The organism is Halorubrum sp. ARQ200, from assembly GCF_005435115.1.
Taxonomy (GTDB): Archaea; Halobacteriota; Halobacteria; order Halobacteriales; family Haloferacaceae; genus Halorubrum; species Halorubrum tropicale.
The window spans coordinates 94393-116646 of sequence record NZ_SGTZ01000001.1 but is presented as its reverse complement, the minus strand read 5'-3'; the positions used below and the strand labels follow the sequence as shown (position 1 = coordinate 116646).

The following is a 22254-nucleotide window of genomic DNA, read 5'->3' as shown; positions in this document are numbered from 1 at the left end:
ATGTCATACCAATCGAGCAATCCGCTGGTCGGCGAGGTCGAGTTCGCGCTGGAGGGACCCTGGGCGACGTACTGGATCGCGTTCCTCCGCGTCGTCACCGGCTGGTGGTTCTTCCACGCCGGCGTGACGAAGATCATCACAGACGGGTTCGCGTACAGCTACGGCCCGGCGTACATGCAACAGATGAGCGGGACGGTCCTCGGCGGCATCCCGGTCTGGATGGGGAACAACCTCGCGTGGCTCATCGAGCCCGGTGTGCCCCTCTTCGAGACGCTCATCGGCCTCGCGCTGATGGCCGGGGCGCTCACCCGCTTCGCCGCCTTCGGCGGGGTCATCTTCATGATCCTGTTCTGGGTCGGCAACGCCGGGTTCGGCCACGGCGTCGTCAACAGCGACCTGATGGGCCTGCTGCTGTTCATGACGGTGATCGTGCTCGCGGCCGGTCGGTACTACGGCCTCGACGCGATCATCGAGGACACGGAGCTCGTCAAACAGAACCCCAAGCTGCGGTACCTGCTCGGTTAACGAGGTGACCGAAAATGACAGACATCATCGACAAGGCGGCACGGGCGTTGAGCGCGGGACTGATGCTGTTCGGCATCGCGGTCCTCGGACTGGTCGAGACGCTGGCCGGGCAGCCGTTCGCCCCGGTCCCGATGAAGAACGAGGCGGGCGACGTGGTCGCGACGCCGCTGATCGCGCCGGAGATCCGCACCGGCTTCGTGCTGGCCGGCATCGCGGTGCTCGGCCTCTACGCGGCGTACCGGCTCGTGGCGCCGCTCCCGGGCGACCGGGGCGTCAGCCACGAGTCGATGGCGGACTGAATCGCGCGGGAACCGCCGACCGCGACGACACCGGCGGAACGCGCCGTCGCGGACGACGACGGTCACTCTTCTGTTGAACGCGCGCGCTCGTCGAGCGACTGCTCCGATCCGGCTCCAGTCTCTGTCTCCGAGCCGCTCGCGTCGGTGTCGGTGCCGCCGTCCGTGCTCGCGGCCGCGGCGTCCGACGCCTCCTCGTCGGCGCCGAACGAGAACGCGGTGTCGGCGTCGAGCGCCACGGCCCCGGCGTCGGCCGACGCCGCGGCGTCGCCGGCGGCGGCCTCGTCCGCGTCGACCTCGAAGTCCTCGGTCATCTCCCGCAGGTCGCGGGCGCGCTCGTGGAGGTCGTGCGCCTGCTCGGAGACCTCGCCGAGCGTGGCCGCCTGCTCCTCGGCGGCGGACGCGACGGTGGTCGCCTCGGCGGTGGTCTGCTCGCTCACGCCCGCGAGCTCGTCGACCGCGCCGGTCACCTCGTTGACCGACGCCGCCTGCGCGTCCATCGCCCCGGAGATCTCCTGGACGCCGTCGTCGGCCTCGCTCACCCGTTCGGAGACCTCTTCGAGCGCGTCCTCGGCGTCCTCGACGACGCCGACCCCGTCGTCGACCCCGTCGCGGATCGCGGCCATCTCGTCGACGCTCTCGTCGGTGCGCTCGCGGAGGCTCTCGATCAGGGCCTCGACCTCGGCGGCGGACTCCTGGGTCTCCTCGGCGAGCGACTTCACCTCCTCGGCGACGACCGCGAAGCCGGAGCCGGCCTCGCCCGCGCGGGCCGCCTCGATCGAGGCGTTGAGCGCGAGCAGGTTCGTCTGGTCGGCGATCTCCGAGATCGTCTCGACGATCTCGTCGACCTCCGCCATCTCGGACTCGAGCCGCTCGATCGTCTCCGCGGCCGACTCCGAGCGCGCCTCGATGCCGTGGAGCTCCTCGACCGCGTCGGCCGCCGCCTCGCGGCCCTCCTCGGTGAGCGCGTCGGCCTGCCGGGAGGTGGTCGCCACCTCGTCGGCGGAGGCCGCGACCTCCTCGACGGTCGCCGACATGTCCTCCATCTCGCCGGCCACCTCGGCCAGCCGCCGACTCTGCCGCTCCGCGCCGGCGGATATCTCGTCGACCGCGTCGCTCGTCTCCCGGCCGGCGGCCGCGGCCTCGTCGGTGCCGTCGGTCACCGCCTCGCTGCGGTCGGCCACCTCGACGGCGAAGGCGTCGACCTCCGCGATCGCGGCCTCCAGTTCGTCCATCGCGTCGTTGAACTCCGCGGCGATGTCGCGGAGGGCCTCGGGGTCCTCGGGGTCGGCCTCCAGCCGCGCGGTGAGGTCGCCGTCCGCGCAGGCGGCCATCGTCTCGCCGAAGTCCCCGGCGCGCGACTCCAGCCGCTCCGCGAACGCCTCGCTCTCCGCCTTCGCCGCCTCGGCGCGCTCCCGCTGCGTCTCCGCCGACTGGATCTGGTCGCGCAGCGAGTCGCGCATGGTGGCGAACGCCGCGGAGAGGTCGCCGAACTCGTCGCGCCGCTCCGTGTGGAAGTCGACGTCGAGGTCGCCGTCGGCCAGCGCCGTCGCCCGCGCCCGGAGCTGGTTCAGCTCTGCGACGGTGCCGCGGCCGAGCGTCAGGCCGAGCAGCCCGAGCCCGACGATCGCGACGCCGACGATGAGGAGCAGGTTCCGACCGATCATCCCCGAGAGGGCGTACGCCTCGGAGAGCGGGACGTGGACCGCGACGTACCATTCCTCGGTCTCCAAGGGCGCGTACGCGACGAGGTACTCGCCGCCGTCGGCGAAGCTGAACGTGGCCGACGGGAGGAACCCGACGGCCCGCGTGTCGTCGAGCATCGCCGAGCGAACGTCGGTGTCGTAGCGGATCCCGGAGACGTAGTCGGCGTTGCTCGCCGCGATCCGGCCGTCGGGCTGGACGATGGTCGTGAACGCGCTCTCGGTGGGCTGACGGAAGTCCTCGGTGACGGGGGCGAGCGAGATCTCCATCACGAGGTACTCCCGCAGCGGGGTCGACGCGACGTACGCGATCCGGCGCTCGCCGTCGACCATGTAGGTGGGGCTCGTGAACACGTCGTCCGCGAACAGGAGGTCGTCGTCGAACCACGCCTGCGAGGTGACCGACTCGCCGGCCTCTCGGTCGGTGCTGGCGAGGACGGCGCTCTCGTCGCGGTCGACGAAGTGGAGGGCGGTGACCGACTCGGCGGTCCGCGAGAGGTGCGAGGAGAGGTAGCTGTCGACTTGGGCGGGGTCCTGGGAGAACGCGTGGTTGTCGGCGATCTCCGTGAGCACCGAGCGGCGGTCGCTCGCCCAGCCGTCGAGCTCCGTGGCGCTCAGCTCCGCGACGGCCGTGTAGTCCCCCTGCGCGTTCGATTCGAGCTGGTCCGTCGTCTCGGCGTACGTGACGGCCCCGACGGCCCCGATGGCGAGGACGACGACGACGAGGGCGACGAGGAACTTCGCGAGGTAACTCCGGGCGACCGCGTCGGGCGCGACCCGACGCAGGACCCGTTCGAGGAAAGTGTCAGCCATTACCATCAGGCGGTCGACAGGGACTATTTAATCCACCCCCTGCGGTATCTCTCGTGATAATCAGCGGTCCGGCGGCGACGCCTCCGCGTAGCAGTTCCCGCTCGAAACCGTCACGTGGTGCGGTTCGAGGTCGCTTTCCGCGAGGTCGGACTCGAACTCGGACGGCGAGTAGATGTGATAGTACCGGGGGACCGTCTCGCCGCCCGGCAGCGTCCAGTCGACGGTCGTGTCGAACCCCTCCTCGCGGTCGAAGCGGTCGTGCGCCGTGCTCCACGCGCTGACGAGCGCGACCCCGTCCGGCGCGAGGACCCGGGCCAGTTCGTTCAGGCTCTCGACGCGGGCGTCGCGGGGCGAGAGGTGGTGGAGCGTGGCGACGTAGACCGCGAGGTCGACCGCGCCGTCGCGGACCGGCAGCGCGGCCGCGTCTCCGTGGACGAACGCGGTCGCGTCCGCGTACCCCCGCTCTCGGGCGCGGGCGACCGCCTCGTCGAGCAGCCCGCCGCTGAGGTCGACGCCGACGGCGGTCTCGGCGCGCGCCGCGAGCGCCTCCGTGTGCCGCCCGTTCCCGCAGCCGACGTCGAGCGCGACCGCCCCCGACCGGCCGTCGAGGAACGACTCGACCTCCGGCCAGGCGTACTCCCGCGTCTTCGAGAAGTGCGCCGCGATGCGGTCGTACGTCGCCCGCGGGTCGCCGGTCGACCCCGCGTCGCTCCCCGGATCCGAGTCCATACGCCCCCGTCGACCGCGACCGGTTTAGCTCGTGCGGCCGCGGCGGAGTCCGTCCCGAGCGACGGCGCGTCGGCGCGACCGGCCCGACCGGGACCGCGGCGTCACGCCACGCCTATCGCGGCGAACGCGACGAGCGTGAGCGCGAGCAGCACCACGACGTGTTTCACGCCGTCGCGGACCGACCCCTCCCCGAGCTGGCCGGCGACCAGCCCGGAGCAGACCGCCTGAATCGACGCGGCGTGGAAGAACAGCTGTTCGTAGACCGCCACGTCGATGTCGCCGATCCCGTCCGTGATCCCGCCCGGGCCGCTCGGCACCCCGGTCCCGGCGTCCGGGAGCCCGCCGGTCCCCGGGACGCCCGCCGCCTCGATGGCGGGGATGAACGAGACCGACAGCGCCGCGATGATGCCGAGGAACACGAGGAAGGAGATGTAGATGACGATGAGGTAGGTGAGCATCACCTGCCGGCGCTCGCGGCGGAGGGACCAGGTCGCGCGCGACTCGTCGGCCGCGATCCGGAGGACGGGCCCGACGTCGCCGCTCGCCCGGATCGCGTTGGTGACGAGCGCGACCGCCCGGGAGGTCATCGGGGACCGGACCCGGCGCTCCAGCCGGCGCAGCGCGGTCGAGACGTCCGCCCCCCAGTCGATGTCGCGGCGGGTCCGGCGCAGGTCCTCGGTCAGCGCCTCCAGGTTCGAGTCGGCGACGCGGCGGACGCTGCCGACCACGGCGGTCCCCGCCTCGTTGACGCTGGCGAGGCGGTCGAGGAAGTCCGGCACCGCGGACTCGACGCGCCGGACCCGGCGCTTGCCGGACTCGTAGGCCACCGCGTACGCCGCGAGGACGAGCGCCGTCGCGACGACGATCGGTCCGTCGATCTGGTCGACCATCTCCACGGGGGTGCCGAGCGTGACCGGGAACGCGAAGACGAGCAGGCCGACCACCGCGACCGGGACCGCGGCGAGCGGCACCGTCCGCGGCGAGTCCAGCACCGTCTCGACCGGCGAGGCGGCCAGCCGCCGCACCCAGCGGAGTCGGTCGTAGACCCGGAGCCGCTCGCGGTTCTCGGCCCAGCGGCCGGCGCCCGCGTCGGTCGCGCTCGGCCCGTCGCTCGGGGCGCTCGCCTCCCGGCCGGCCGCCGCGCCGCCGTCGAACCGCTGGGAGCCGCCGCGGTCGCCCGGTTCGTCCGTCGCGTGGCGCACTCCGGTGACCGACGGGGTGTCGGGGTCGTCGAGCGACGACGCCGCGACGGTCTCGGTGCCGCCGACGCCCTGCGTCACGCTGTCGACGTAGACGACGAAGCCGAAGGTGGCGAGCGGCACGCCGAAGTAGACGACGACGCGGAGGAGCGGGAGCGTGTCCTGTAAGACCAGCCCGATGACGACGAGGATGGTGATGAAAAAGAGCGGGCCGGCGACGAGCGCGGTCACGTACGCCTCGGCGAACGTCGAGAGCAGCTCCAGGTACTGTTCCTGTTTGGCCTCCGCCTCCGCCTGGTAGCGCTCGTACTGGTCGTCGAGGAACGACGACACCGACTGCCCGGTGCCGAGGACGGAGGCGAGGTTCTCCGAGAAGTCCGCCAGGTCGTCGCTGGGCGTCCGCCGCGAGATGCGCTGGAGCGCGGTGAGCGCGTCGGTCCCGAAGGCGTTCATGTCGCGCACCGCGACCGACAGCTCCGTGGCGGCCTCGCCGTACACCGCCTCGTTCTGCGCGAGCGTGTCCATCACCCGCGGGAACGCCATCCCCGAGCGCGAGAGCGCGTACATGAACGCGACCGTCCGCGGCAGGGTGGCGTCTATCTCGGCGGCGCGCGCCGCGGCCCGCTGGTCGAGCAGCTGCCACCGGGCGACGTACGCGCCGAGCGCGAGCCCGGACCCCACCGTCGCGGAGACGACCGCGAGCAGGACGAACAGCCGCCCGAGCCCGAGGTCGGCGAGGCGCGCGACGACGGCGACGAACTCGACCGCGGCCGGGAGCGCCTCGCGGATCGCCGCCTCGCCGACGTCGAGCGCGGCGAGCAGCCCCGCGGCCGCGTACACCCCGATCACGCTGCCGGCGACCCCGAGGACGGCGGCGTACAACAGGGTCCGCGAGGCGTAGACGCGGTGGGTCGTGCCGGCGACGTGGGCCGCGCGCATCCGGTCGCGTTGGGCCCGCCGCCGCGCCTCGTTCTCGCCGACGTAGTCGCCGAACGCCGTCAGCGCGACGCGGGTGACGAACAGGTCCGCCCGGTCGTCGACGAGCGGGAGCGCGAGCGCGAGACAGGCCGCGACCGCGGCGGCCAGGGGGAGGTACGCGATCATCCGTCCGCGGGGTCCGCCGTCGGGTCGCCGGCGGCGCGACCCTCCTCGGCCGCGAGGTCGTCGGCGTCGACGCCGTCGGCCGCGGCGGCGCGATCGTCGAGCCGCTCCATCACGCGGTCGGGGTCGGCGTAGTACTCGTTGACGAGGGCGGTGAACGTCCGGTAGTCGTCGATGCCGAGCGCGGAGAGCAGTTCGAGGAAGCGCTCGCGCCGCCGGACCTCGCGCAGCAGCTCCGAGCGCGACCAGCCGCGCTCGTCGGCGATCTCCTCTAACAGCGAGGAGTCGTTCCGGCGGAACGTGTCGGCGTCGGGCACCCACTCGAACGCCGAGGAGTAGTCCAGCTCGCCCGTCCGCTGGTCGATGCCGCCGATCTCGCCGATCGTCTTCGCGCGGCGCACGCGCTCGTCGTCGGAGCGCGTGAGCGTCTGGACCGAGAGCATGTCGAGCGACTGGACCATCGCCCGCGGGACGTTGATCGGCTCGTTCTCCAGCCGGTTGATCACCGTCTCGATCGAGTCGGCGTGCATCGTCGAGAACGTGGTGTGGCCGGTGTTCATCGCCTGGAACAGCGTGATCGCCTCCTCGCCGCGGACCTCGCCGACGACGATGTACTCGGGGCGGTGACGCAGCGCCGAGCGCAGCAGGTCGTACATGTCGATGTCGGTCCCCTCGTACCGGCGCTCGCGGGTGACCGCCGAGAGCCAGTTGTCGTGGTACAGGGAGAGCTCTCGGGTGTCCTCGATGGTGAGCACCTTCGCGCGCGGGGGGACGAACATCGACACCGCGTTCATCGAGGTGGTCTTCCCGGATGCCGTGCCGCCCGCGAAGATGAGGCTCTTGTTGTGCTCGATACAGAGCCAGAAGTACGCCATCTGCTCGATCGAGAAGGTCCCGTACTCCACGAGGTCGACGGGCGTGAACGGGTCCTCCGCGTACTGGCGGATGGTGAACGCCGACCCCCGCGGCGTCACCTCCTCGCCGAGCGCGAGCTCCGCCCGCGACCCGTCGGGCAGCGTCGTCTCGACGATGGGGTCGCCGACGGAGACGTGGCGCCCCGACTGCTGGGCGAGCCGGATCACGTAGCTGTCGAGCGCCTCCTGGCCGAACGAGACGTTCGTCTCGACGTCCGTGTACTCGTCGTGGTAGACGAAGATGGGGAGGTCGTACCCGTCACAGGAGACGTCCTCGATGTGGCGGTCGTTGAGGAGGGGGTCGACCTTCCCGTAGCCGCGGAAGTCGCGGTAGAGGTAGTACGCGAGCGCGTGGAAGGAGTCCATCCCCACCTCGACCCCGTACCCCTCAAGGAGCGCCTCCAGCTCGGATTTAAGCGTCTCCTCGTCGGTCTTGCCGGTCCCCTCGCGGTAGAGGAGCGGGTCGCGGATGTCGTCGACGACGCGGTCGAGCAGGTCGCGCTCGAAGGCGTCGAGTTCGGGCTCGACCGCGTAGTAGCGGTGTTCGCTCTCCGCCTCGTCGTAGGTGATCACGACGTACGCGTAGGGGGCGTTCACCCAGTACCGGTCGACCTCGCGCTCGTCCTCGGGGACGACGAACGAGGCGAGCGGGCCGTCCTCGCCCGGGCGGAACGGGCGGACGTCGAGTGTCGACCCCTGGAGCAGTTCCCACGCGTGCGAGAGGCGCCGCTGGAGGTCCTCGATCCGGTCGCCGAGGTCGCTCCCGCCGGCGTCACTCGCCATGGATACGGGGCCATAGAGTCGGGGGGAAGTTAAACTACCCCCGACAATTATCACGACCGACATCGGGGGCGCGGCCCCGGGTCGGCTCCGGATTCCGGCGGCGCCGGGGCTCGGGGCCGCCCGGCCGCCCGTTACGTTGATACGGCCGGACCGCAAAGCAACCAATAGGAAATGCGGCGTGACTACTTCGATCTGACCGTCGAGGGCGTCGACGGCGGCGCCGGCTCTCGGTCGCCCCCGCTGGTGCGGATCGACTTCCACGGGCCGGAGGAACTGCTCCGCGAGCGGCTCTCCGGCGGCGAGAGCGGGGACGCCGCCGACGGCGACCTGCTCACGGCCGACCAGATCGACGTCGCCTTCCGGCTCCGCGAGCCGCTGGGCGAGGCGGACGACCCGGAGGGCGTCGTCGGCGTCACCAACCGGTACACCGGCGACTTCATCCTCGAACTCAACGAGACGGCGACGGACGTCCTCCCGTTCATCCACGCCGCGCGCGACGCGACGGACGACGGCGACGCCCGGTACCGCGTCGAGATCGACGTGGACGGCAATCGGCTCGTCGCCTACGACAAGGACACCTTCCTCGTGTACGACCCTGACGGGAACCTGCTCCGCAGCGAGAGCCTGATCCCCTCGGGCGTCGAACTGTAGCGGCCGCGACCGGCCGACGCCGGGCGAGTCACCCGGCGCTCACAGGCTGACGCTGTCCGGGACGAACCGCACCGAGTCCCCCGGCCGGAGGTCGAACGCGCCGTCGCCGCGACCGTCGTTGACGTCGCACTCCGCGTAGCCGTGGCTCCCGACCGTGACGAGGCGCTCGCCGGGCTCGACGGCGCCGAACGTCTCCGCGACCGGCGTGAGGTCGCCGTCGACGCGGATCCAGTCGCGGCCGCGGACCAGGTCGCCGGGGACGTTGGTGATCACGTTGCCGAACCGGTCGATCGCGAGCACCTCGCCGTCGACGGCGGTCACGTCGCCTCCCTCGTCGCGCTCGACCGTCGGCTCCGGGAAGCGGATGTCCGCGGGGTCGCTCGCGGGCGACAGGTCGTCCATGCCTGCCAGCGTCTCCCCGACCGCGTCGGCGTCGGTCGACTCGCCGTCCGCCGCCTGGTCGAGCGCCGCCCGGATCCGCGCCGCGGTCGGGGCGAACACGTCGCGGCCGTGGAACGTCTCGCTCGCGGGGTCGTCGACCGCGACCGTCCACGCCTCGACGTCGGACTCGTCGGCCGCCAGCGCCCGGGCCGGCGGCATCGCCAGCCCGTTGTCCGGGGCCACGAGGACGTGCGCGCCGGCGCGGACGACGAGGGCGTCGCGGTCGGTTCCGACCCCGGGATCGACCACGGCGCAGTGGACCGCCGGCGGGAACTCCGGGAGGACGAACCGGAGCCAGAAGGCCGCGGCGCGCGGGTCCCCGCGCGGCAGGTCGTGGGCCACGTCGATCAGTTCCGCGGCCGTGTGCCGGCGGATCACTCCCTTCATCGCGGCGGGGTACGGCGAGCCGAAGTCCGAGGTGAGCGTGATCATACCGGAGACCGCGTGCGGCGGGCTGTTAAAAGGAACGGGCGCCGGTCTCGACGGGCGCACGTCGCGGCCGGTCGAACGCCGGCGAGCCGGAGCCGCCGTCTCCCCGGCTACTGGTCCGAGGGCTCGTCGCCGTTGGAGTCGGTCTCGGCGATCCGCCGGATGCGGTCGACGCCGTCCACCTCGCGGATCACGTCGACGACGGCGTCGGGGACCAGGTCTTCCCAGTCGCGGCCGCGGATCATGCGTTCGCGGAGCTCGGTCCCCTCCAGGACGTCGCGCCGGAACATGGGGGACTGGCGCACCTCGACGCCGGCCTCCTCGAACAGGCGGACCACGAGCGGGTTGTTCGAGTACGCGACGTCGAACCGGGGTGTCATGCTCTGGACGTGGCTCACCCACACGGAGTTCCGGTCGAGGTCCTCGATGGGGACGACGTAGGTGGTGGCGTCCAGTTCCTCGACCGCCTTCGTCACCATCATCACGCGCTCGCCGGCGGTGAAGGGGTTCCGAGTGGTGTGGGAGTCGCCGGCGGAGCCGATACCCAAGACGAGTTCGTCGACCTCCTCCGCGATCTCTTCCACCATGTGCTGGTGGCCGTCGTGGAACGGCTGATACCGGCCGATGTAGAACCCCCGCATGAATCTACGTACCGTCGGCGTCATTTATAAACCCCGTGGGAACGGTCGAGCCCCCAGATCGGGAAATATACGGCTTCAAAGCGGGGTTTATTGCCCCCGGGGCGACACGGCCGGGGGGAGAAAGTATATCAGTAGCCGCCCCTTCGTTTTCGGTAGCGTTACCCGATTCTATGAGCAACGAGAAGGACACGAACGACCCGACGGCCGACGACCCCGACGAACCGCCTCGCGGCGGCGTCGACGACTCGAGTCCGGCGGGGAACGGCGAGGACGCCACGCGCGGCGACCCCGAGCCCGACGACGGTCCGGCGAACGAGCCCGGCGTCGACGAGGCCGCGGACTCCGACGGCGAGTCGGCCGCGGGCCCCGACGGCGAGGACCCCTGGGACGACGGGGTCGTCGTCGACGACGACGGGTTCGAGGGGACCGACGTCGTCGGGGAGGGTCCCGACGGCGGCCGGAACGGCGACGCCGCGGAGCCGGCCGACGACGGCGACATCGACGAGCTCGGTAGCACCGTCGAGGTCGAGGGCGCCGAGATCGAGGACGACCCGGACGAGGACGACCTCCTCGGCGGGCTCAAGATCGACACGACGGCCGAGATCGAGATCCCCGACCGGCTCGTCGACCAGGTCATCGGGCAGGAGCACGCCCGCGACGTGATCATCAAGGCGGCGAAGCAGCGCCGCCACGTGATGATGATCGGCTCGCCCGGGACCGGGAAGTCGATGCTCGCGAAGGCGATGTCCGAACTCCTCCCGAAGGAGGAGCTTCAGGACGTTTTGGTGTATCACAACCCCGACGACGGCAACAAGCCGAAGGTCCGGACGGTGCCGGCCGGCAAGGGCGACCAGATCGTCGAGGCGCACCGCGAGGAGGCGCGCAAGCGCAACCAGATGCGGTCGCTGCTGATGTGGATCATCATCGCCGTCGTGCTGGGCTACGCGCTCATCATCGTCGGCCAGATCCTCGTCGGCATCATCGCGGCCGGCGTGGTGTACCTCGTCTTCCGCTACCTCAACCGCGGGTCGGACGCGATGATCCCGAACCTGCTGGTGAACAACGGCGACACGAAGACCGCGCCGTTCCGCGACGCGACCGGCGCGCACGCCGGTGCGCTGCTCGGCGACGTGCGGCACGACCCGTTCCAGTCCGGCGGGATGGAGACGCCCAGCCACGACCGCGTCGAGGCGGGGGCCATCCACAAGGCGAACAAGGGCGTGCTGTTCATCGACGAGATCAACACGCTCGACATCCGCAGCCAGCAGCACCTCATGACGGCGATCCAGGAGGGCGAGTTCTCGATCACGGGCCAGTCCGAGCGCTCCTCGGGCGCGATGGTCCAGACCGAGCCCGTCCCGACGGACTTCGTCATGATCGCGGCCGGGAACCTCGACGCGATGGAGAACATGCACCCGGCGCTGCGCAGCCGTATCAAGGGGTACGGCTACGAGGTGTACATGGAGGACACCATCGAGGACACCCCGGAGATGCGCCGCAAGTACGTGCGGTTCATCGCCCAGGAGGTCGCGAAGGACGGCCGCCTGCCGGAGTTCTCCGCGGAGGCCGTCGAGGAGATCATCCTCGAGGCCAAGCGCCGCTCCGGCCGGAAGGGTCACCTCACGCTGAAGATGCGGAACCTCGGCGGGATGGTCCGCGTCGCGGGCGACATCGCCCGGGGCGAGGACGCCGACTACACGACCCGCGACCACGTGCTCCAGGCGAAGGGGCGCTCGCGGTCCATCGAACAGCAGCTCGCCGACGACTACATCGAGCGCCGGAAGGACTACGAGCTCCAGGTCTCCGACGGCTACGTCACCGGGCGCGTCAACGGCCTCGCCGTGATGGGCGAGGACTCCGGGATCATGCTCCCGGTGATGGCCGAGGTGACCCCGACCCAGAGCGGCGGGCAGGTGATCGCCACCGGCCAGCTCAAGGAGATGGCCGAGGAGTCGGTCCAGAACGTCTCGGCGATCATCAAGAAGTTCTCCGACGAGAACATCTCCGAGAAGGACATCCACATCCAGTTCATCCAGACGGGCCAGCAGGGCGTCGACGGCGACTCCGCGTCCATCACGGTCGCGACCGCCGTCATCTCCGCGCTGGAGGACGTCGGCGTCGACCAGTCGCTCGCGATGACCGGCTCGCTGTCGGTCCGCGGCGACGTGCTCCCCGTCGGCGGGGTCACACACAAGATCGAGGCGGCCGCGAAGGCCGGCTGCGACCGAGTGATCATCCCCGCGGCCAACGAGCAGGACGTGATGATCGAAGACGAGTACGAGGAGATGATCGAGGTCATCCCGGTCTCGCACATCAGCGAGGTCCTCGACATCGCGCTGGAGGGCGAGGCCGAGAAGGACTCCCTCGTCTCCCGGCTGAAGTCGATCACGGGCTCCGCGCTGAAGGACGGCAACGTCTCCGGGCCCTCGAACCCGAGCCCGCAGTAGACGGACTCGGGCCTCGCGGTCCGACCGCTTTCGTTCTCGTTCCGTCGAACTGCCGTACCGCGGGCGTCGCCCGCAGTTCCCCGGGCGTCGTCTCCTCGGGTCCGGTCTCGATCGCTCGCCGAGCGACGCCGTACTCGCGAGAGTATTTCGCTATTAACGCATAACTAATGCGCCCGATACAACTGAGACCTCGCAAGCGCGCGGAAACGTGCGTGCGCCAGTAACTGCGTATTCTCGATTTAGAGGCCCGAAAGCACTCATCGTTGTCAGCGTCGCGGATGAGAACGAACCGCTCGACCGACGCCAAGTGCGGAACTCATAAGTTAGTATAGTGCGTACTAAACAATACAGATGTCAGGGGTAGCGATCATCGGCGGCGGACCGACCGGACTGAACGCCGCCATCTACACGGCCCGGGCGGACAGGCGAACGCTCGTGTTCGACGACGGGGGCGGGACGACCCGGGACGTGGACACGATGGAGAACGTCTACGGGTTCCCGGACGGGGTCACGGGGCCGGAGCTCGTCGACCTGGGACGGGAACACGCGCGGAAGTACGGGGCCGAAATCGTCGAGGAGGAGGTCGTTCGGATCGAGCCTGACGGCGACCGGTACCGCGTCGAGACGACGGTCGACGAGTACGTCGTCGACGGGGTCATCATCGCGACGGGCGCGGACTACGAGCGGCCGGCCGTCGCGGACGTCGAGGCGTACGAGGGCCACGGCGTCTCCTACTGCGTCGAGTGCGACGCCTACTTCTACCGCGACAGCCCCGTCGCGGTCGTCGGCACCGACAACTACGCCGCGACCGAGGCGCTCATGCTGCTCGACTACACCGACGACGTCCGGATCCTCACCAACGGGTCGGCGTTCGAGGCCAACGGGGAGCTGAGAGAGCGGGTCGACGACGCCGGGATCCGGGTGGTCACCGACGATCTCGATCGGCTCGCCGGCGAGGAGGTCCTCGAAGCCGTCGTCACCCGAGAGGGCGACGAGATACCGGTCGACGGGTTGTTCGTCGCGCTCGGTACCGCCGGCGGAACCGACCTCGCGGAGATGCTCGGCGTGCCCGTCGAGGGCGACGACATCGTCACCGACCCCGACCAGTCGACGCCGGTCGACCGGGTGTACGCCGCGGGCGACGTCACCGGCGGCCACCAGCAGATCGCGACCTCCGTCGGCGAGGGCGCCCGCGCGGCCATCAACCTACTCGAAGAGCTCCGCGGGGCGGACTACATCGATTACAAGAAGCTGGACTCGCAGCCGGCCTGACCGGTCCGCCCGTCGACTCGGCTCGCGGCGGACGCGGAGGGTATTATATAAGACTACATAATGAGCAGTGCCGCCCAACACGCCCGTTGTTTTAGGTAAGCCTAAATGGTAGTCGCGCTGGCCGACGTTCCATCGGGGGAGTGGGTCGAACTGGTCGACGTGCCGGACGGCGAGCGCCGCGCTCGTTTGCTGCGGCTCGGCCTCCTAGACGGTCGCGTCGAGTGTCGCCGCCGGATCCGCAACGGCCCCGTCGTCGTTCGACGTCGCGGGACGGAGGTGGCGCTCGGGCGGTCACTGGCCCGGGAGATCACCGTAGAGCGGGCGGAGCCCGACGACGCACCGCGATGACGGCGAGCGGGGACGCGGCCCGCGGGCCCACGGCGGGCGACGTCGAGACGTCCACGGCGCTGGTCGGTGCACCCAACACGGGCAAGAGCGTGCTGTTCGGGCGTCTCACACCCGAGTACGTCGAGGTCTCGAACTATCCCGGCACCACGGTCGAGACGACCGCGGCGCCCCTCGGCTCGACCCGCCTGATCGACACGCCCGGGGTCCACGGAATCTCGTCGTTCTCAGAGGAGGAGCGGGTCACGAGGCGGATCGTCCTCCGGGCCGACGCGGTCGTGAACGTCGTCGACGCCACGCAGCTCGACCGAGACCTGTTCGTGACACTACAGCTGTTGGACATGGGGGTCCCGACCGTCGTCGCGCTGAACATGATGGACGAGGTCGAGGCCGAGGGCCTCGAGATCGACGCCGACGCGCTGGAGCGGTCCCTCGGCGTGCCCGTCGTCCCGACCGTCGCCGTCACGGGCGCGGGCGTCGACGAACTGCGCGATCGACTCCCCGAGGCGTCCGCCCCGGAGTCGACGCCGGTCGCCTCGTACTACGGCGCGCTCCCCGACGGGATCGACGCCAGTCGGGCGGAGAAGACCCTCCTCGTCGAGGGCGACGAACCGACGGCTCGCCGCGTCGGGGCTCGCGACCTCGCGGCCGACGGCGGCGCCGCACCGCTCGCCGCCGTCGGAGAACGGGAGGCGGTGTACCGCGAGCGCCGGACGCGCGTCAGGTCCATCGTCGAGACGGTCGAACGGGGTTCTCGGCGTCGTCTCGGGGAACGGCTCGGAGGCCTGTTGATGCGGCCGGTGACGGGGGTCCCGATCGCGCTCGCGCTCCTTTTCGCTGTGTTCTACGTCATGGGGGTGCTCGTCGCGCAGCGGGTCGTGGACTACGCGGAGACTGTGCTATTCGGGCGGTACTACGCCCCGGCGGTCGAGGCGGCCGTCGCGGACCTGCTCCCGGCGAGCGGGTGGGCCCGACCCGTCGAGTTCCTGCTGGTCAACGACAGCCTCGGGCTGTTGACGGTCACCGTCCGGTACACGCTCGGCGTCCTGCTCCCGCTCGTGGTCGCGTTCTACCTCGTGATCGGAACGCTCGAAGACGCCGGCGTCCTCCCGCGGCTTGCCGTGGTGACGGACAGGGGACTCGACCGGATCGGGCTCAACGGCCGCGCGGTCGTCCCGCTGATCGTCGGCGTGGGGTGCGTGACGATGGCGGTCGTCTCCACCCGAGTGGTCGGGTCGCGCCGAGAGCGGCTCATCACGACGGCGCTTCTGGGGCTCGCGATTCCCTGTTCGGCACAGATCGGCGTCGTCGCGGGGTTGCTCGCCGAACTCGGGCCCGTCTGGTGGATCGGTTACCTGACGCTGCTGCTCGGGGTCCTCGGGACCGTCGGCGTCGTTCTCGACCGAACGCTGCCCGGTCGACAGGACGCGCTGATCGAGCAGCTACCGCGGCTGCGCGTCCCCCGCCCGACGAACGTCGCCCGGAAGACGGCGAACCGGGCCGGCGCGTTCCTCCGGGAGGCGGCCCCGCTGTTTGGGGTCACCGCGGCGGCGGTATCGACGCTCGATTACCTCGGCGCGCTCGACGCGATAGTCGGTGCGCTCCGGCCGCTGACTGCGGCTCTGGGCCTTCCCGCGTCGTTCGGAGAGGTGCTCGTGTTGGGGCTGATCCGCCGCGACTTCGCCGCCGCCGGGATGACGGATCTACAGCTGACGGCGTCACAGACCTTCGTCGGGCTGGTGGTCGTCACGCTGTTCGTCCCGTGTATCCTCACGATGGCGATGGTCCTCAGAGAGCGCGACGCGCGGAGCGCGATCCTCGTATGGGTCGGCTCCTGGGTCACCGCGTTCGTCGTCGGAGGCGCTGTCTCGGCCGCCTTGGGGGTGATCACGTGATCTGCCCGCGCTGCGGGTACGAGTTCGAACCGGCGAACGGGCTCTCGTGTCCGCGCTGTGGCGCCCCCGCCTCCTGCGCGGGTGTCTCGTGTGCCGAGTGCGGCGCGTGTTCGTCGCCCTTCGAGCGCCTCCGGCGACAGGTCGCGGAGCGGCTAGCCGACGCGCGGCGATCCGACGACGGTTCCGCCGGCGACGAGCCCGCGAACGAGTCCTGACGAGGGTCGGTGCGAGGCGGCGCGGGTGGCGGCCGGGCGCTCCGGGGGCCGCCGTCGACCGCGCCGGACGCTCTGCCGCCCCCGTCGCGGAGCGGGCCGCCGAGTCAGCCGACCGACTCCCAGCTCCGGTACAGCGCCACGCCGAACGCGAAGACGATCCCGCCGACCCCGACCTGTCTGCCGACCGTCCCGAAGTCGCCGTCCAGGCCGGCGACGACCGCTCTGACGGTCATCACCAACGTGACGAGGGCGACGAGTGCCAGCACCGCGTGCCGTGTCTTCATGCCTAAGCGCAGTCGCCTCGCCACCCAAAGCGATGGTTTGGCGCAGGACAAATTTCGGACCCGCGGGCGGGCCCCGCGTCGCAGCCGAGGGCGCGGCGGCGGGCGCTCCGCGGTCGATTGTCCTGTGCCAACTCCGGGGTTATGGAGGCGGAGCGATCAGTGTCACACGGAGAGACCGACCGCGGCGCGCGTCGGAGCGACCCTCCAATCCGTATCCACTACGACATGATCGACCCAGTACTCGCAAGCCGATTCCAGTTCGCCCTGACGACGATCGTCCACATCATCTTCCCGGTGATGAGCATGGGACTGGCGCCGTTCCTGATATACTTCACCTGGAAGGACGTTCGGGGCGGCGACCCGGTGTACGAGCAGTTGCGTCGCTTCTGGACGAAGATATTCGCCATCTCGTTCGTCGTCGGGACGGTCACTGGGATCGTCTTGGAGTTCGAGTTCGGGACCAACTTCGCGGCGTTCTCGACGACAGCGGGCGAGCTGTTCGGCGGCCCGCTCGCCGTCGAGGGGATGATGGCGTTCATGCTGGAGGCGACGTTCCTCGGCATCTTCGTGTTCGGTCGCGAGCGGGTCTCCGACCGGTTGTACCTGGTGTCCAGCCTCGCCGTCGGCGTCGGCACGTGGCTGTCCGCGGTCTGGATCCTCATCGCGAACTCGTGGATGCAGATGCCGCGCGGCTACGAGCTCGTGACCGAGAACGGGCGGGAGGTCGTCCACCTCGTCGACCCGCTCGCGGCGTACCTGACTCCGCGGTTCGGCTACATGTACGTCCACATGCAAAACGCCGCCGTCGAGTCGGTCGCGCTGTTCATGGCCGGCGTCTCCGCGTACTACGTCTATCGACACCACGTCTGGGGGACGAAGACGGAACACATCGAATTCTGGCACAAGACGCTCAAGATCGCGCTGGTCGCGCTACTGATCACGGCCCCGCTACAGGTGCTTCAGGGCGACCTGTACGCGAGGCACGTCTATGAGACGCAGCCGCAGAAGTTCGCTGCCATGGAGGCGGTCTGGGACACCGAGGCGTACGTCCCGGAGTATATCTTCGCGATCCCGACTGACCTGAGCCAGTTCACGGATCCGCGCGCGAAGGAGCTGTTCGGCCTCGGCATTCCGGGCGGGGCGTCGTGGCTCGCCAGCGGAGGCGACGCGACTGCGGAGATACGCGGGCTGAACACGTTCGAGACGGAGGCGCCCCCCGTCGCGATCGTGTTCTGGTCGTTCCGCGCGATGGTCGGGATGGGCTTCTGGTTCATCCTGCTGGCGTTCTGGGGCGGCTACCGGTGGTTCACCGGCGAACTGTTCGAAGACGGACTGCTCCACAAGGCGCTGATGGCGTCCAGCCTGCTCGGCATCGTCGCGGTCGAACTCGGGTGGGTCGTCACGGAGGTCGGCCGCCAGCCGTGGGTGATCCAGGGCGTGTTGAAGACGAGCGAGGGGGTGTCGCCCGGTCTTACCGGCGGGGAGGCGCTGCTCACGCTCGTGGGGTTCGTCGGGGTCTACACCGGCATCCTCGCGCTGTACACGTACGTCGTCGCGGGGGTTATCCGCGACGGACCACCGAGGGCGCGCGAACTGCGGTCCACCGCGGAGCGCGACGCGGGGACCGCGGAGGTGCCCGGTGATGACTAGCGCCGTCGACGCGCTCGCGGGGGGGCCGGTGTTCAGCCTGCCGCTCCCGGAGCTGTGGTTTTCGCTCGTGTTCGCCCTGCTCGGGACGTTCCTGTTCCTCGACGGCTTCGACTTCGGCGCCGGCGCGATCTTCGCGACGCTCTCCGACGACGAGGCACGCGAGGCGGTGCTGTCGGCGATCGGGCCGTTCTGGGACGGTAACGAGGTGTGGCTCGTCGTGTTCGGCGGCGCGCTGTTCGCCGCCTTTCCGTCGGTGTACGCGGGGCTTTTCAGCCGCCACTACCTGCTGATGTTCGGCATCCTCGGCGCTCTCATCTTTCGGGGACTGGCGCCGGAGATGTACGAGCAACGCCACGACGCGCGGTGGCGGCGGTGGTGGGGGCGGTCGTTCGTCGCCGGCAGCGTCCTCGCGCCGTTCCTCCTCGGCGCGTTCGCGGGGAACTGGCTCGTCGGAACCCCCCGGTCGCTCACGCTCATCGGCGTCGTCACCGGGGTCGCCGTCACGGCGCTGACCGTCGTCTCCGGCGCCGCGTTCCTCCGGCTGAAAGCGCGAAACGCGCTGCCCGAGAGGGTTACAGATATCGGCGTCGGGGCCGTCGCGACGTACCTCATCGCGGTCGTCGCGACCCTCGGCGTCTTGGCGACTCGGCTCCCGGCCGGCGTCGACGCGGTGCTGTCGCCGCCGGTGGTCGCGCTGGTCGTCGCCTCCGTCGCACTCGGCGTCGGCTACGGCGTCGCCCTTCGGCGCGGAGCGAACCTCGCCGCGCTCGCGGTGGCCGCGGGACTGACGTACGGGCTGATCGCGGTGGTCGCGGTCCTCATGTATCCGCGCATCGACCCGGCGACCGGGGCGACGGTCGGGGACGCCGTCGTCTCGACGTTACCGCTGAACCTCATGTCGATCGGCGCGGCCCTGCTGTTGCCGCTGGTCGCCGCGTACTTCGTCGTCCTGTACTCGGCGTTCAGCGGCCCGATCACGGCCGAGGAGGCGTACTGAAATGAGCGACGGATCGGAGGCGCCCGCGACGACACGTCGCTCGCCTGTCGGAACGCTACTGCTCTCGCGCGTGCTCATCACGTGGGCGGAGCTCCTCGTCGTCGGGTTCGGCGGGGCCGTCGCGGGCGGCGCCGCGTCCGGCCCGCCGCAGCTCGTCGTCTACTTCGCGACGGTCCTCGCCGCAGTCGCCGTGGTCATGTTCAACGTCGACAGGCTCGTTGCGGCGCGCGTCCGGGAGGCGACGTGATCGGACCGCCGCGTCCGACGTCAGTCCGACCGACGGTTCGACCGCCTGAGCGGTCCGACGCCGTGACGCTTGGCGACGATGCCGAACAGCAGCGCGGCGCTGGGGAGGAAGAGCAGTGCGCCCAGCGCAGTGACGGTGTCGTCGTGGGTCAGTCCGAGGCCGAACCCGCCGATCCCGGCGACGAGCGCGACGAGGGCCGGGATCAGGAGACGGTTCCGGAGCGCGGTCGGCGTCTCGCGACCCGAGGGTGACTGCGCCATACGAGACAACGTAAGTACGTCGAGCCCATATCACACGCGTTGTCGAGGGACAACTCCCCGCCGAGGCGCGGGCGCTCGCTGACCGGCGACCGCGATACCGCCGGCCGTGAGACCCTCGACGACCGCAAGACCGTCGCCGCGAACCGCGCCCGCACGACCGGACCAGTTCACCGACAGATGCACGACTTCAGCTTCGAAATAACGTACGAGCCCGGCGCCGACGAGTACGTCGACCTGTTCATCGACCGCGGCTCCCTCCAGTCGAAGGCGACCTACTCGTGTCTCGACCCCGCGGAGCTGTGGAAGCTCGAATCGGTGACCGGCGAAGCGGCCGACCTCGCCGCCGTCGACGAACTGCTCTTGGACGAGTCCGTCGACCGCGAGTCGATCAGCGGTCGGGCGTGTCGCTCGACCCGTGCGACGAGCCTGCTGACCGAAGAGCAGCGGCGGCGTGTGGCGTACACGTACGTCTCCGACGTGGACTACTGCGAGTCCGTTCCCCTCATCACGGCGAAGTACGTCGACGGGGGCGTCCTCTTCGAGCAGACGCGGTCCGGCGACACGGTCCGTTGGCGCGTGCTGGTCCAGGACGACTCGAATATCGGGCTGTTGTACGACACGCTGTCCGCGAAGCTCGGCGACGGGCTGTCGTTCTCGTTCGAACACCTGACCGAGGTCGACCACTGGGAGAGCGAACTGCTCTCTCGGCCCGATATCGCGGCCGAACAGCGCGAGACCCTGCTGCTCGCCGTCGAACGCGGGTACTTCGAGACGCCGCGAGACGTGACGCTCGACGAGCTCGCGGCGGAGCTCGACGAGCCGCGTTCGACGGTGTCGTACCGGCTTCGACGCGCGACCGCGGAGCTGGCAAAGCGGTTCGCCGACCAACAGTCATGACCGCAGAAACCCCACCCGACGACGATCAGCGGAGACCGGCAGCCGCGTCGCTAGAGGGCCGGTACCCGACGGACGTGCTCGTCAGCCCCGACTGGGTCGACGCCCGGATCGACCGGTTCGCCGCGGCCGACCCCGACCTGCGGCTGCTCGAAGTCGACGTCAACGCCTCGTTCTACGGGGAGGGACACGCGCCCGGCGCCGTCGGCGTCGACTGGCGCACCGAACTCCGGTCGGCGACGGCGCACGACATCCTCCCCCCGGCAGAGATGACCGCCTTCCTCGAATCGAACGGGATCGACGAGGAGACGACCGTCGTCATTTACGGCGACAACCGGAACTGGTTCGCGGCCCACCTGTACTGGCAGCTCACCTACTACGGCCACCCGGATGTCCGGATCATGGACGGCGGCCGCGAGTACTGGACGGAACACGGCTACCCGACCACGACGGAGCCGGCCGACCCGCCCGCCGTGACGTACGGCGACGCCCCCGAAGCGCCGGCCAGACCGGGGGTGCGTGCCACGCGAACGGACGTGCGGGCAGCGCTCGACACCGACACGGAGTTCGTCGACGTGCGACTACCCGAGGAGTTTCGGGGGGAAATCACGAAGCCGCCCGGCAGCAACGAGGGGGCGATGCGGGGCGGCCACATCCCCGGGGCGACGAACGTGTTCTGGGCCGAGAACGTCCGCCCAGACGGCCTGTTCAAGTCTCGCGAGCGGCTTTCGGACGTGTACGAATCCCGGGGGATCTTCCCCGACGACGACGTCATCGTCTACTGTCGGATCGGGGAGCGATCGTCGGTGACGTGGTTCGTGCTCGAGGAACTGCTCGGCTACGAACGCGTGCGGCACTACGACGGGTCGTGGACCGAGTGGGGAAACATGATCGGCGTCCCGATAGACGTCGGCGAACCGGACGACGGTTAGCCGGCTCCCCGTCCTCGGCGGCCGTCAGCCGCCGCCACCGGGGCGCGGCAAGTCACCGCCCCCGGCCGAGGAGAGAGGTCGTTGTCCTACGACAAACGGACACATTAGCTCCTGTACACACAATCTTCGGCGATGACTGGTTCTCACGCCGAACCGATGGCGAGGCGCACAGGAAGCCGGTGGGGCGGCCGGCGAAGCGAACTCGTACCGCCGGTCGGTCACGATGAGTGACGCCGGCTCGAAGCGCGACGAGTCGGGGACCGTCCGGCGGCTCTTGGACGCACTGAGCGAGGAGACGAACCGGACGATCCTGTCGGAACTCGACGAGCCGACCTCGGTCGCCGAACTCGTCGACGCGTGCGACATCCCGATGTCGACGGTGTACCGGCGCTTGGATACGCTCGAGGAGATGGACCTAGTGACCGAGCACGTCGCGATCGACGCCGAGAAGGGGCGATATCGACTGTACGAGCGCAACGTACGCCGCGTCACGATCACCGTCGACGACGACGGACGGCTCGGGACGCGGGTCGAGCGCCCGGCGGGGAACCCCGACGAGACGGTGACGTGGCGGCCGGACGGAGAGTGACG

Annotated in this window: 21 protein-coding genes; 13 read left to right on the top strand and 8 right to left on the bottom strand. The window is 70.3% G+C overall.

Annotated elements, in window-relative coordinates; genetic code table 11:
• Both EXE50_RS00575 and EXE50_RS00570 read left to right on the top strand, forming a co-directional pair.
• Window positions 1-525, top strand: coding sequence for a DoxX family protein (locus EXE50_RS00575; protein ID WP_053772373.1), 525 nt, complete (start codon window positions 1-3; stop codon window positions 523-525).
• 14 nt (window positions 526-539) lie between these two features.
• A complete protein-coding gene (locus tag EXE50_RS00570) occupies window positions 540-824 on the top strand; it encodes a hypothetical protein (protein WP_137704069.1) in 285 nt (94 codons plus the stop codon).
• Window positions 825-886: 62 nt separating this feature from the next.
• On the opposite strand, the gene EXE50_RS00565 is transcribed toward EXE50_RS00570, so the two are convergent.
• From EXE50_RS00565 to EXE50_RS00550, 4 genes are all read right to left on the bottom strand, one after another.
• Entirely contained in the window at window positions 887-3337 is a 2451-nt protein-coding gene (locus EXE50_RS00565) for a methyl-accepting chemotaxis protein (RefSeq protein WP_137704068.1), read from the bottom strand.
• Between the two features lie 60 nt (window positions 3338-3397).
• A complete protein-coding gene (locus EXE50_RS00560; RefSeq protein WP_053772291.1) occupies window positions 3398-4066 on the bottom strand; it encodes a class I SAM-dependent methyltransferase in 669 nt (222 codons plus the stop codon).
• Between the two features lie 101 nt (window positions 4067-4167).
• Window positions 4168-6369: a type II secretion system F family protein gene (locus tag EXE50_RS00555; RefSeq protein WP_137704067.1), complete on the bottom strand. Its 2202-nt coding sequence runs from the start codon at window positions 6367-6369 to the stop codon at window positions 4168-4170.
• Complete coding sequence (locus tag EXE50_RS00550) at window positions 6366-8063, bottom strand: type II/IV secretion system ATPase subunit (RefSeq protein ID WP_053772293.1); 1698 nt, start codon at window positions 8061-8063, stop codon at window positions 6366-6368. Before EXE50_RS00550 ends, EXE50_RS00555 begins: the two co-directional genes overlap by 4 nt.
• A gap of 171 nt (window positions 8064-8234) precedes the next feature.
• On the opposite strand from EXE50_RS00550, the gene EXE50_RS00545 reads away from it, so the two are divergent.
• Complete coding sequence (locus EXE50_RS00545) at window positions 8235-8714, top strand: DUF5793 family protein (protein WP_137704066.1); 480 nt, start codon at window positions 8235-8237, stop codon at window positions 8712-8714.
• Window positions 8715-8753: 39 nt separating this feature from the next.
• Here EXE50_RS00545 and EXE50_RS00540 read toward each other — a convergent pair whose 3' ends face one another.
• Entirely contained in the window at window positions 8754-9587 is an 834-nt protein-coding gene (locus tag EXE50_RS00540) for an S-adenosyl-l-methionine hydroxide adenosyltransferase family protein (RefSeq protein ID WP_053772295.1), read from the bottom strand.
• 107 nt (window positions 9588-9694) lie between these two features.
• Window positions 9695-10225, bottom strand: coding sequence for a nicotinamide-nucleotide adenylyltransferase (locus tag EXE50_RS00535; RefSeq protein ID WP_053772296.1), 531 nt, complete (start codon window positions 10223-10225; stop codon window positions 9695-9697).
• A 170-nt stretch (window positions 10226-10395) separates the two neighbouring features.
• On the opposite strand from EXE50_RS00535, the gene lonB reads away from it, so the two are divergent.
• From lonB to feoB, 4 genes are all read left to right on the top strand, one after another.
• A complete protein-coding gene (gene lonB / locus EXE50_RS00530; protein WP_053772297.1) occupies window positions 10396-12672 on the top strand; it encodes an ATP-dependent protease LonB in 2277 nt (758 codons plus the stop codon).
• Between the two features lie 351 nt (window positions 12673-13023).
• Window positions 13024-13944 (top strand): NAD(P)/FAD-dependent oxidoreductase, encoded by a 921-nt coding sequence (locus EXE50_RS00525; RefSeq protein ID WP_137704065.1) that lies wholly within the window; start codon window positions 13024-13026, stop codon window positions 13942-13944.
• Window positions 13945-14049: 105 nt separating this feature from the next.
• Complete coding sequence (locus EXE50_RS00520; protein ID WP_053772299.1) at window positions 14050-14292, top strand: FeoA domain-containing protein; 243 nt, start codon at window positions 14050-14052, stop codon at window positions 14290-14292.
• Window positions 14289-16184, top strand: coding sequence for a ferrous iron transport protein B (gene feoB, locus EXE50_RS00515; protein WP_053772300.1), 1896 nt, complete (start codon window positions 14289-14291; stop codon window positions 16182-16184). The genes EXE50_RS00520 and feoB overlap by 4 nt, the downstream gene beginning before the upstream one ends.
• Window positions 16185-16503: 319 nt before the next feature.
• Here the strand turns inward: feoB and EXE50_RS00505 are convergent, their stop codons facing one another.
• A complete protein-coding gene (locus tag EXE50_RS00505) occupies window positions 16504-16683 on the bottom strand; it encodes a hypothetical protein (protein WP_053772302.1) in 180 nt (59 codons plus the stop codon).
• A gap of 225 nt (window positions 16684-16908) precedes the next feature.
• On the opposite strand from EXE50_RS00505, the gene EXE50_RS00500 reads away from it, so the two are divergent.
• Genes EXE50_RS00500 through EXE50_RS00490 form a run of 3 tightly spaced genes read left to right on the top strand, consistent with a single transcriptional unit; the run spans window position 16909 to window position 19577 of the window.
• Complete coding sequence (locus tag EXE50_RS00500) at window positions 16909-18333, top strand: cytochrome ubiquinol oxidase subunit I (protein WP_137704064.1); 1425 nt, start codon at window positions 16909-16911, stop codon at window positions 18331-18333.
• Window positions 18326-19330: a cytochrome d ubiquinol oxidase subunit II gene (cydB, locus tag EXE50_RS00495; protein ID WP_137704063.1), complete on the top strand. Its 1005-nt coding sequence runs from the start codon at window positions 18326-18328 to the stop codon at window positions 19328-19330. The genes EXE50_RS00500 and cydB overlap by 8 nt, the downstream gene beginning before the upstream one ends.
• Before the next feature lies 1 nt (window position 19331).
• A complete protein-coding gene (locus EXE50_RS00490; protein WP_053772304.1) occupies window positions 19332-19577 on the top strand; it encodes a hypothetical protein in 246 nt (81 codons plus the stop codon).
• A gap of 20 nt (window positions 19578-19597) precedes the next feature.
• Here the strand turns inward: EXE50_RS00490 and EXE50_RS00485 are convergent, their stop codons facing one another.
• Entirely contained in the window at window positions 19598-19837 is a 240-nt protein-coding gene (locus EXE50_RS00485) for a hypothetical protein (protein ID WP_053772305.1), read from the bottom strand.
• A 177-nt stretch (window positions 19838-20014) separates the two neighbouring features.
• Here EXE50_RS00485 and EXE50_RS00480 point away from each other — a divergent pair, with 177 nt between their 5' ends.
• The 3 genes from EXE50_RS00480 to EXE50_RS00470 all read left to right on the top strand — a co-directional run bounded on the left by EXE50_RS00480 (window position 20015) and on the right by EXE50_RS00470 (window position 22252).
• Entirely contained in the window at window positions 20015-20734 is a 720-nt protein-coding gene (locus EXE50_RS00480) for a helix-turn-helix domain-containing protein (protein WP_053772375.1), read from the top strand.
• Window positions 20731-21663 carry a sulfurtransferase gene (locus tag EXE50_RS00475; RefSeq protein ID WP_137704062.1) on the top strand — a complete coding sequence of 311 codons (933 nt, stop codon included), beginning with the start codon at window positions 20731-20733 and terminating at the stop codon, window positions 21661-21663. The genes EXE50_RS00480 and EXE50_RS00475 overlap by 4 nt, the downstream gene beginning before the upstream one ends.
• A gap of 223 nt (window positions 21664-21886) precedes the next feature.
• Window positions 21887-22252, top strand: coding sequence for a helix-turn-helix domain-containing protein (locus tag EXE50_RS00470; RefSeq protein ID WP_053772307.1), 366 nt, complete (start codon window positions 21887-21889; stop codon window positions 22250-22252).
• Window positions 22253-22254 lie beyond the last annotated feature (2 nt).

Bases quoted from the DNA above. Each gene is read 5' to 3' on its own strand.
- EXE50_RS00575 (WP_053772373.1), top strand. From the start codon at position 1: ATGTCATACCAATCGAGCAATCCGCTGGTCGGCGAGGTCGAGTTCGCG.
- EXE50_RS00570 (WP_137704069.1), top strand. From the start codon at position 540: ATGACAGACATCATCGACAAGGCGGCACGGGCGTTGAGCGCGGGACTG.
- EXE50_RS00565 (WP_137704068.1), bottom strand. From the start codon at position 3,337: ATGGCTGACACTTTCCTCGAACGGGTCCTGCGTCGGGTCGCGCCCGAC.
- EXE50_RS00560 (WP_053772291.1), bottom strand. From the start codon at position 4,066: ATGGACTCGGATCCGGGGAGCGACGCGGGGTCGACCGGCGACCCGCGG.
- EXE50_RS00555 (WP_137704067.1), bottom strand. From the start codon at position 6,369: ATGATCGCGTACCTCCCCCTGGCCGCCGCGGTCGCGGCCTGTCTCGCG.
- EXE50_RS00550 (WP_053772293.1), bottom strand. From the start codon at position 8,063: ATGGCGAGTGACGCCGGCGGGAGCGACCTCGGCGACCGGATCGAGGAC.
- EXE50_RS00545 (WP_137704066.1), top strand. From the start codon at position 8,235: ATGCGGCGTGACTACTTCGATCTGACCGTCGAGGGCGTCGACGGCGGC.
- EXE50_RS00540 (WP_053772295.1), bottom strand. From the start codon at position 9,587: ATGATCACGCTCACCTCGGACTTCGGCTCGCCGTACCCCGCCGCGATG.
- EXE50_RS00535 (WP_053772296.1), bottom strand. From the start codon at position 10,225: ATGCGGGGGTTCTACATCGGCCGGTATCAGCCGTTCCACGACGGCCAC.
- lonB (WP_053772297.1), top strand. From the start codon at position 10,396: ATGAGCAACGAGAAGGACACGAACGACCCGACGGCCGACGACCCCGAC.
- EXE50_RS00525 (WP_137704065.1), top strand. From the start codon at position 13,024: ATGTCAGGGGTAGCGATCATCGGCGGCGGACCGACCGGACTGAACGCC.
- EXE50_RS00520 (WP_053772299.1), top strand. From the start codon at position 14,050: ATGGTAGTCGCGCTGGCCGACGTTCCATCGGGGGAGTGGGTCGAACTG.
- feoB (WP_053772300.1), top strand. From the start codon at position 14,289: ATGACGGCGAGCGGGGACGCGGCCCGCGGGCCCACGGCGGGCGACGTC.
- EXE50_RS00505 (WP_053772302.1), bottom strand. From the start codon at position 16,683: ATGAAGACACGGCACGCGGTGCTGGCACTCGTCGCCCTCGTCACGTTG.
- EXE50_RS00500 (WP_137704064.1), top strand. From the start codon at position 16,909: ATGATCGACCCAGTACTCGCAAGCCGATTCCAGTTCGCCCTGACGACG.
- cydB (WP_137704063.1), top strand. From the start codon at position 18,326: ATGACTAGCGCCGTCGACGCGCTCGCGGGGGGGCCGGTGTTCAGCCTG.
- EXE50_RS00490 (WP_053772304.1), top strand. From the start codon at position 19,332: ATGAGCGACGGATCGGAGGCGCCCGCGACGACACGTCGCTCGCCTGTC.
- EXE50_RS00485 (WP_053772305.1), bottom strand. From the start codon at position 19,837: ATGGCGCAGTCACCCTCGGGTCGCGAGACGCCGACCGCGCTCCGGAAC.
- EXE50_RS00480 (WP_053772375.1), top strand. From the start codon at position 20,015: ATGCACGACTTCAGCTTCGAAATAACGTACGAGCCCGGCGCCGACGAG.
- EXE50_RS00475 (WP_137704062.1), top strand. From the start codon at position 20,731: ATGACCGCAGAAACCCCACCCGACGACGATCAGCGGAGACCGGCAGCC.
- EXE50_RS00470 (WP_053772307.1), top strand. From the start codon at position 21,887: ATGAGTGACGCCGGCTCGAAGCGCGACGAGTCGGGGACCGTCCGGCGG.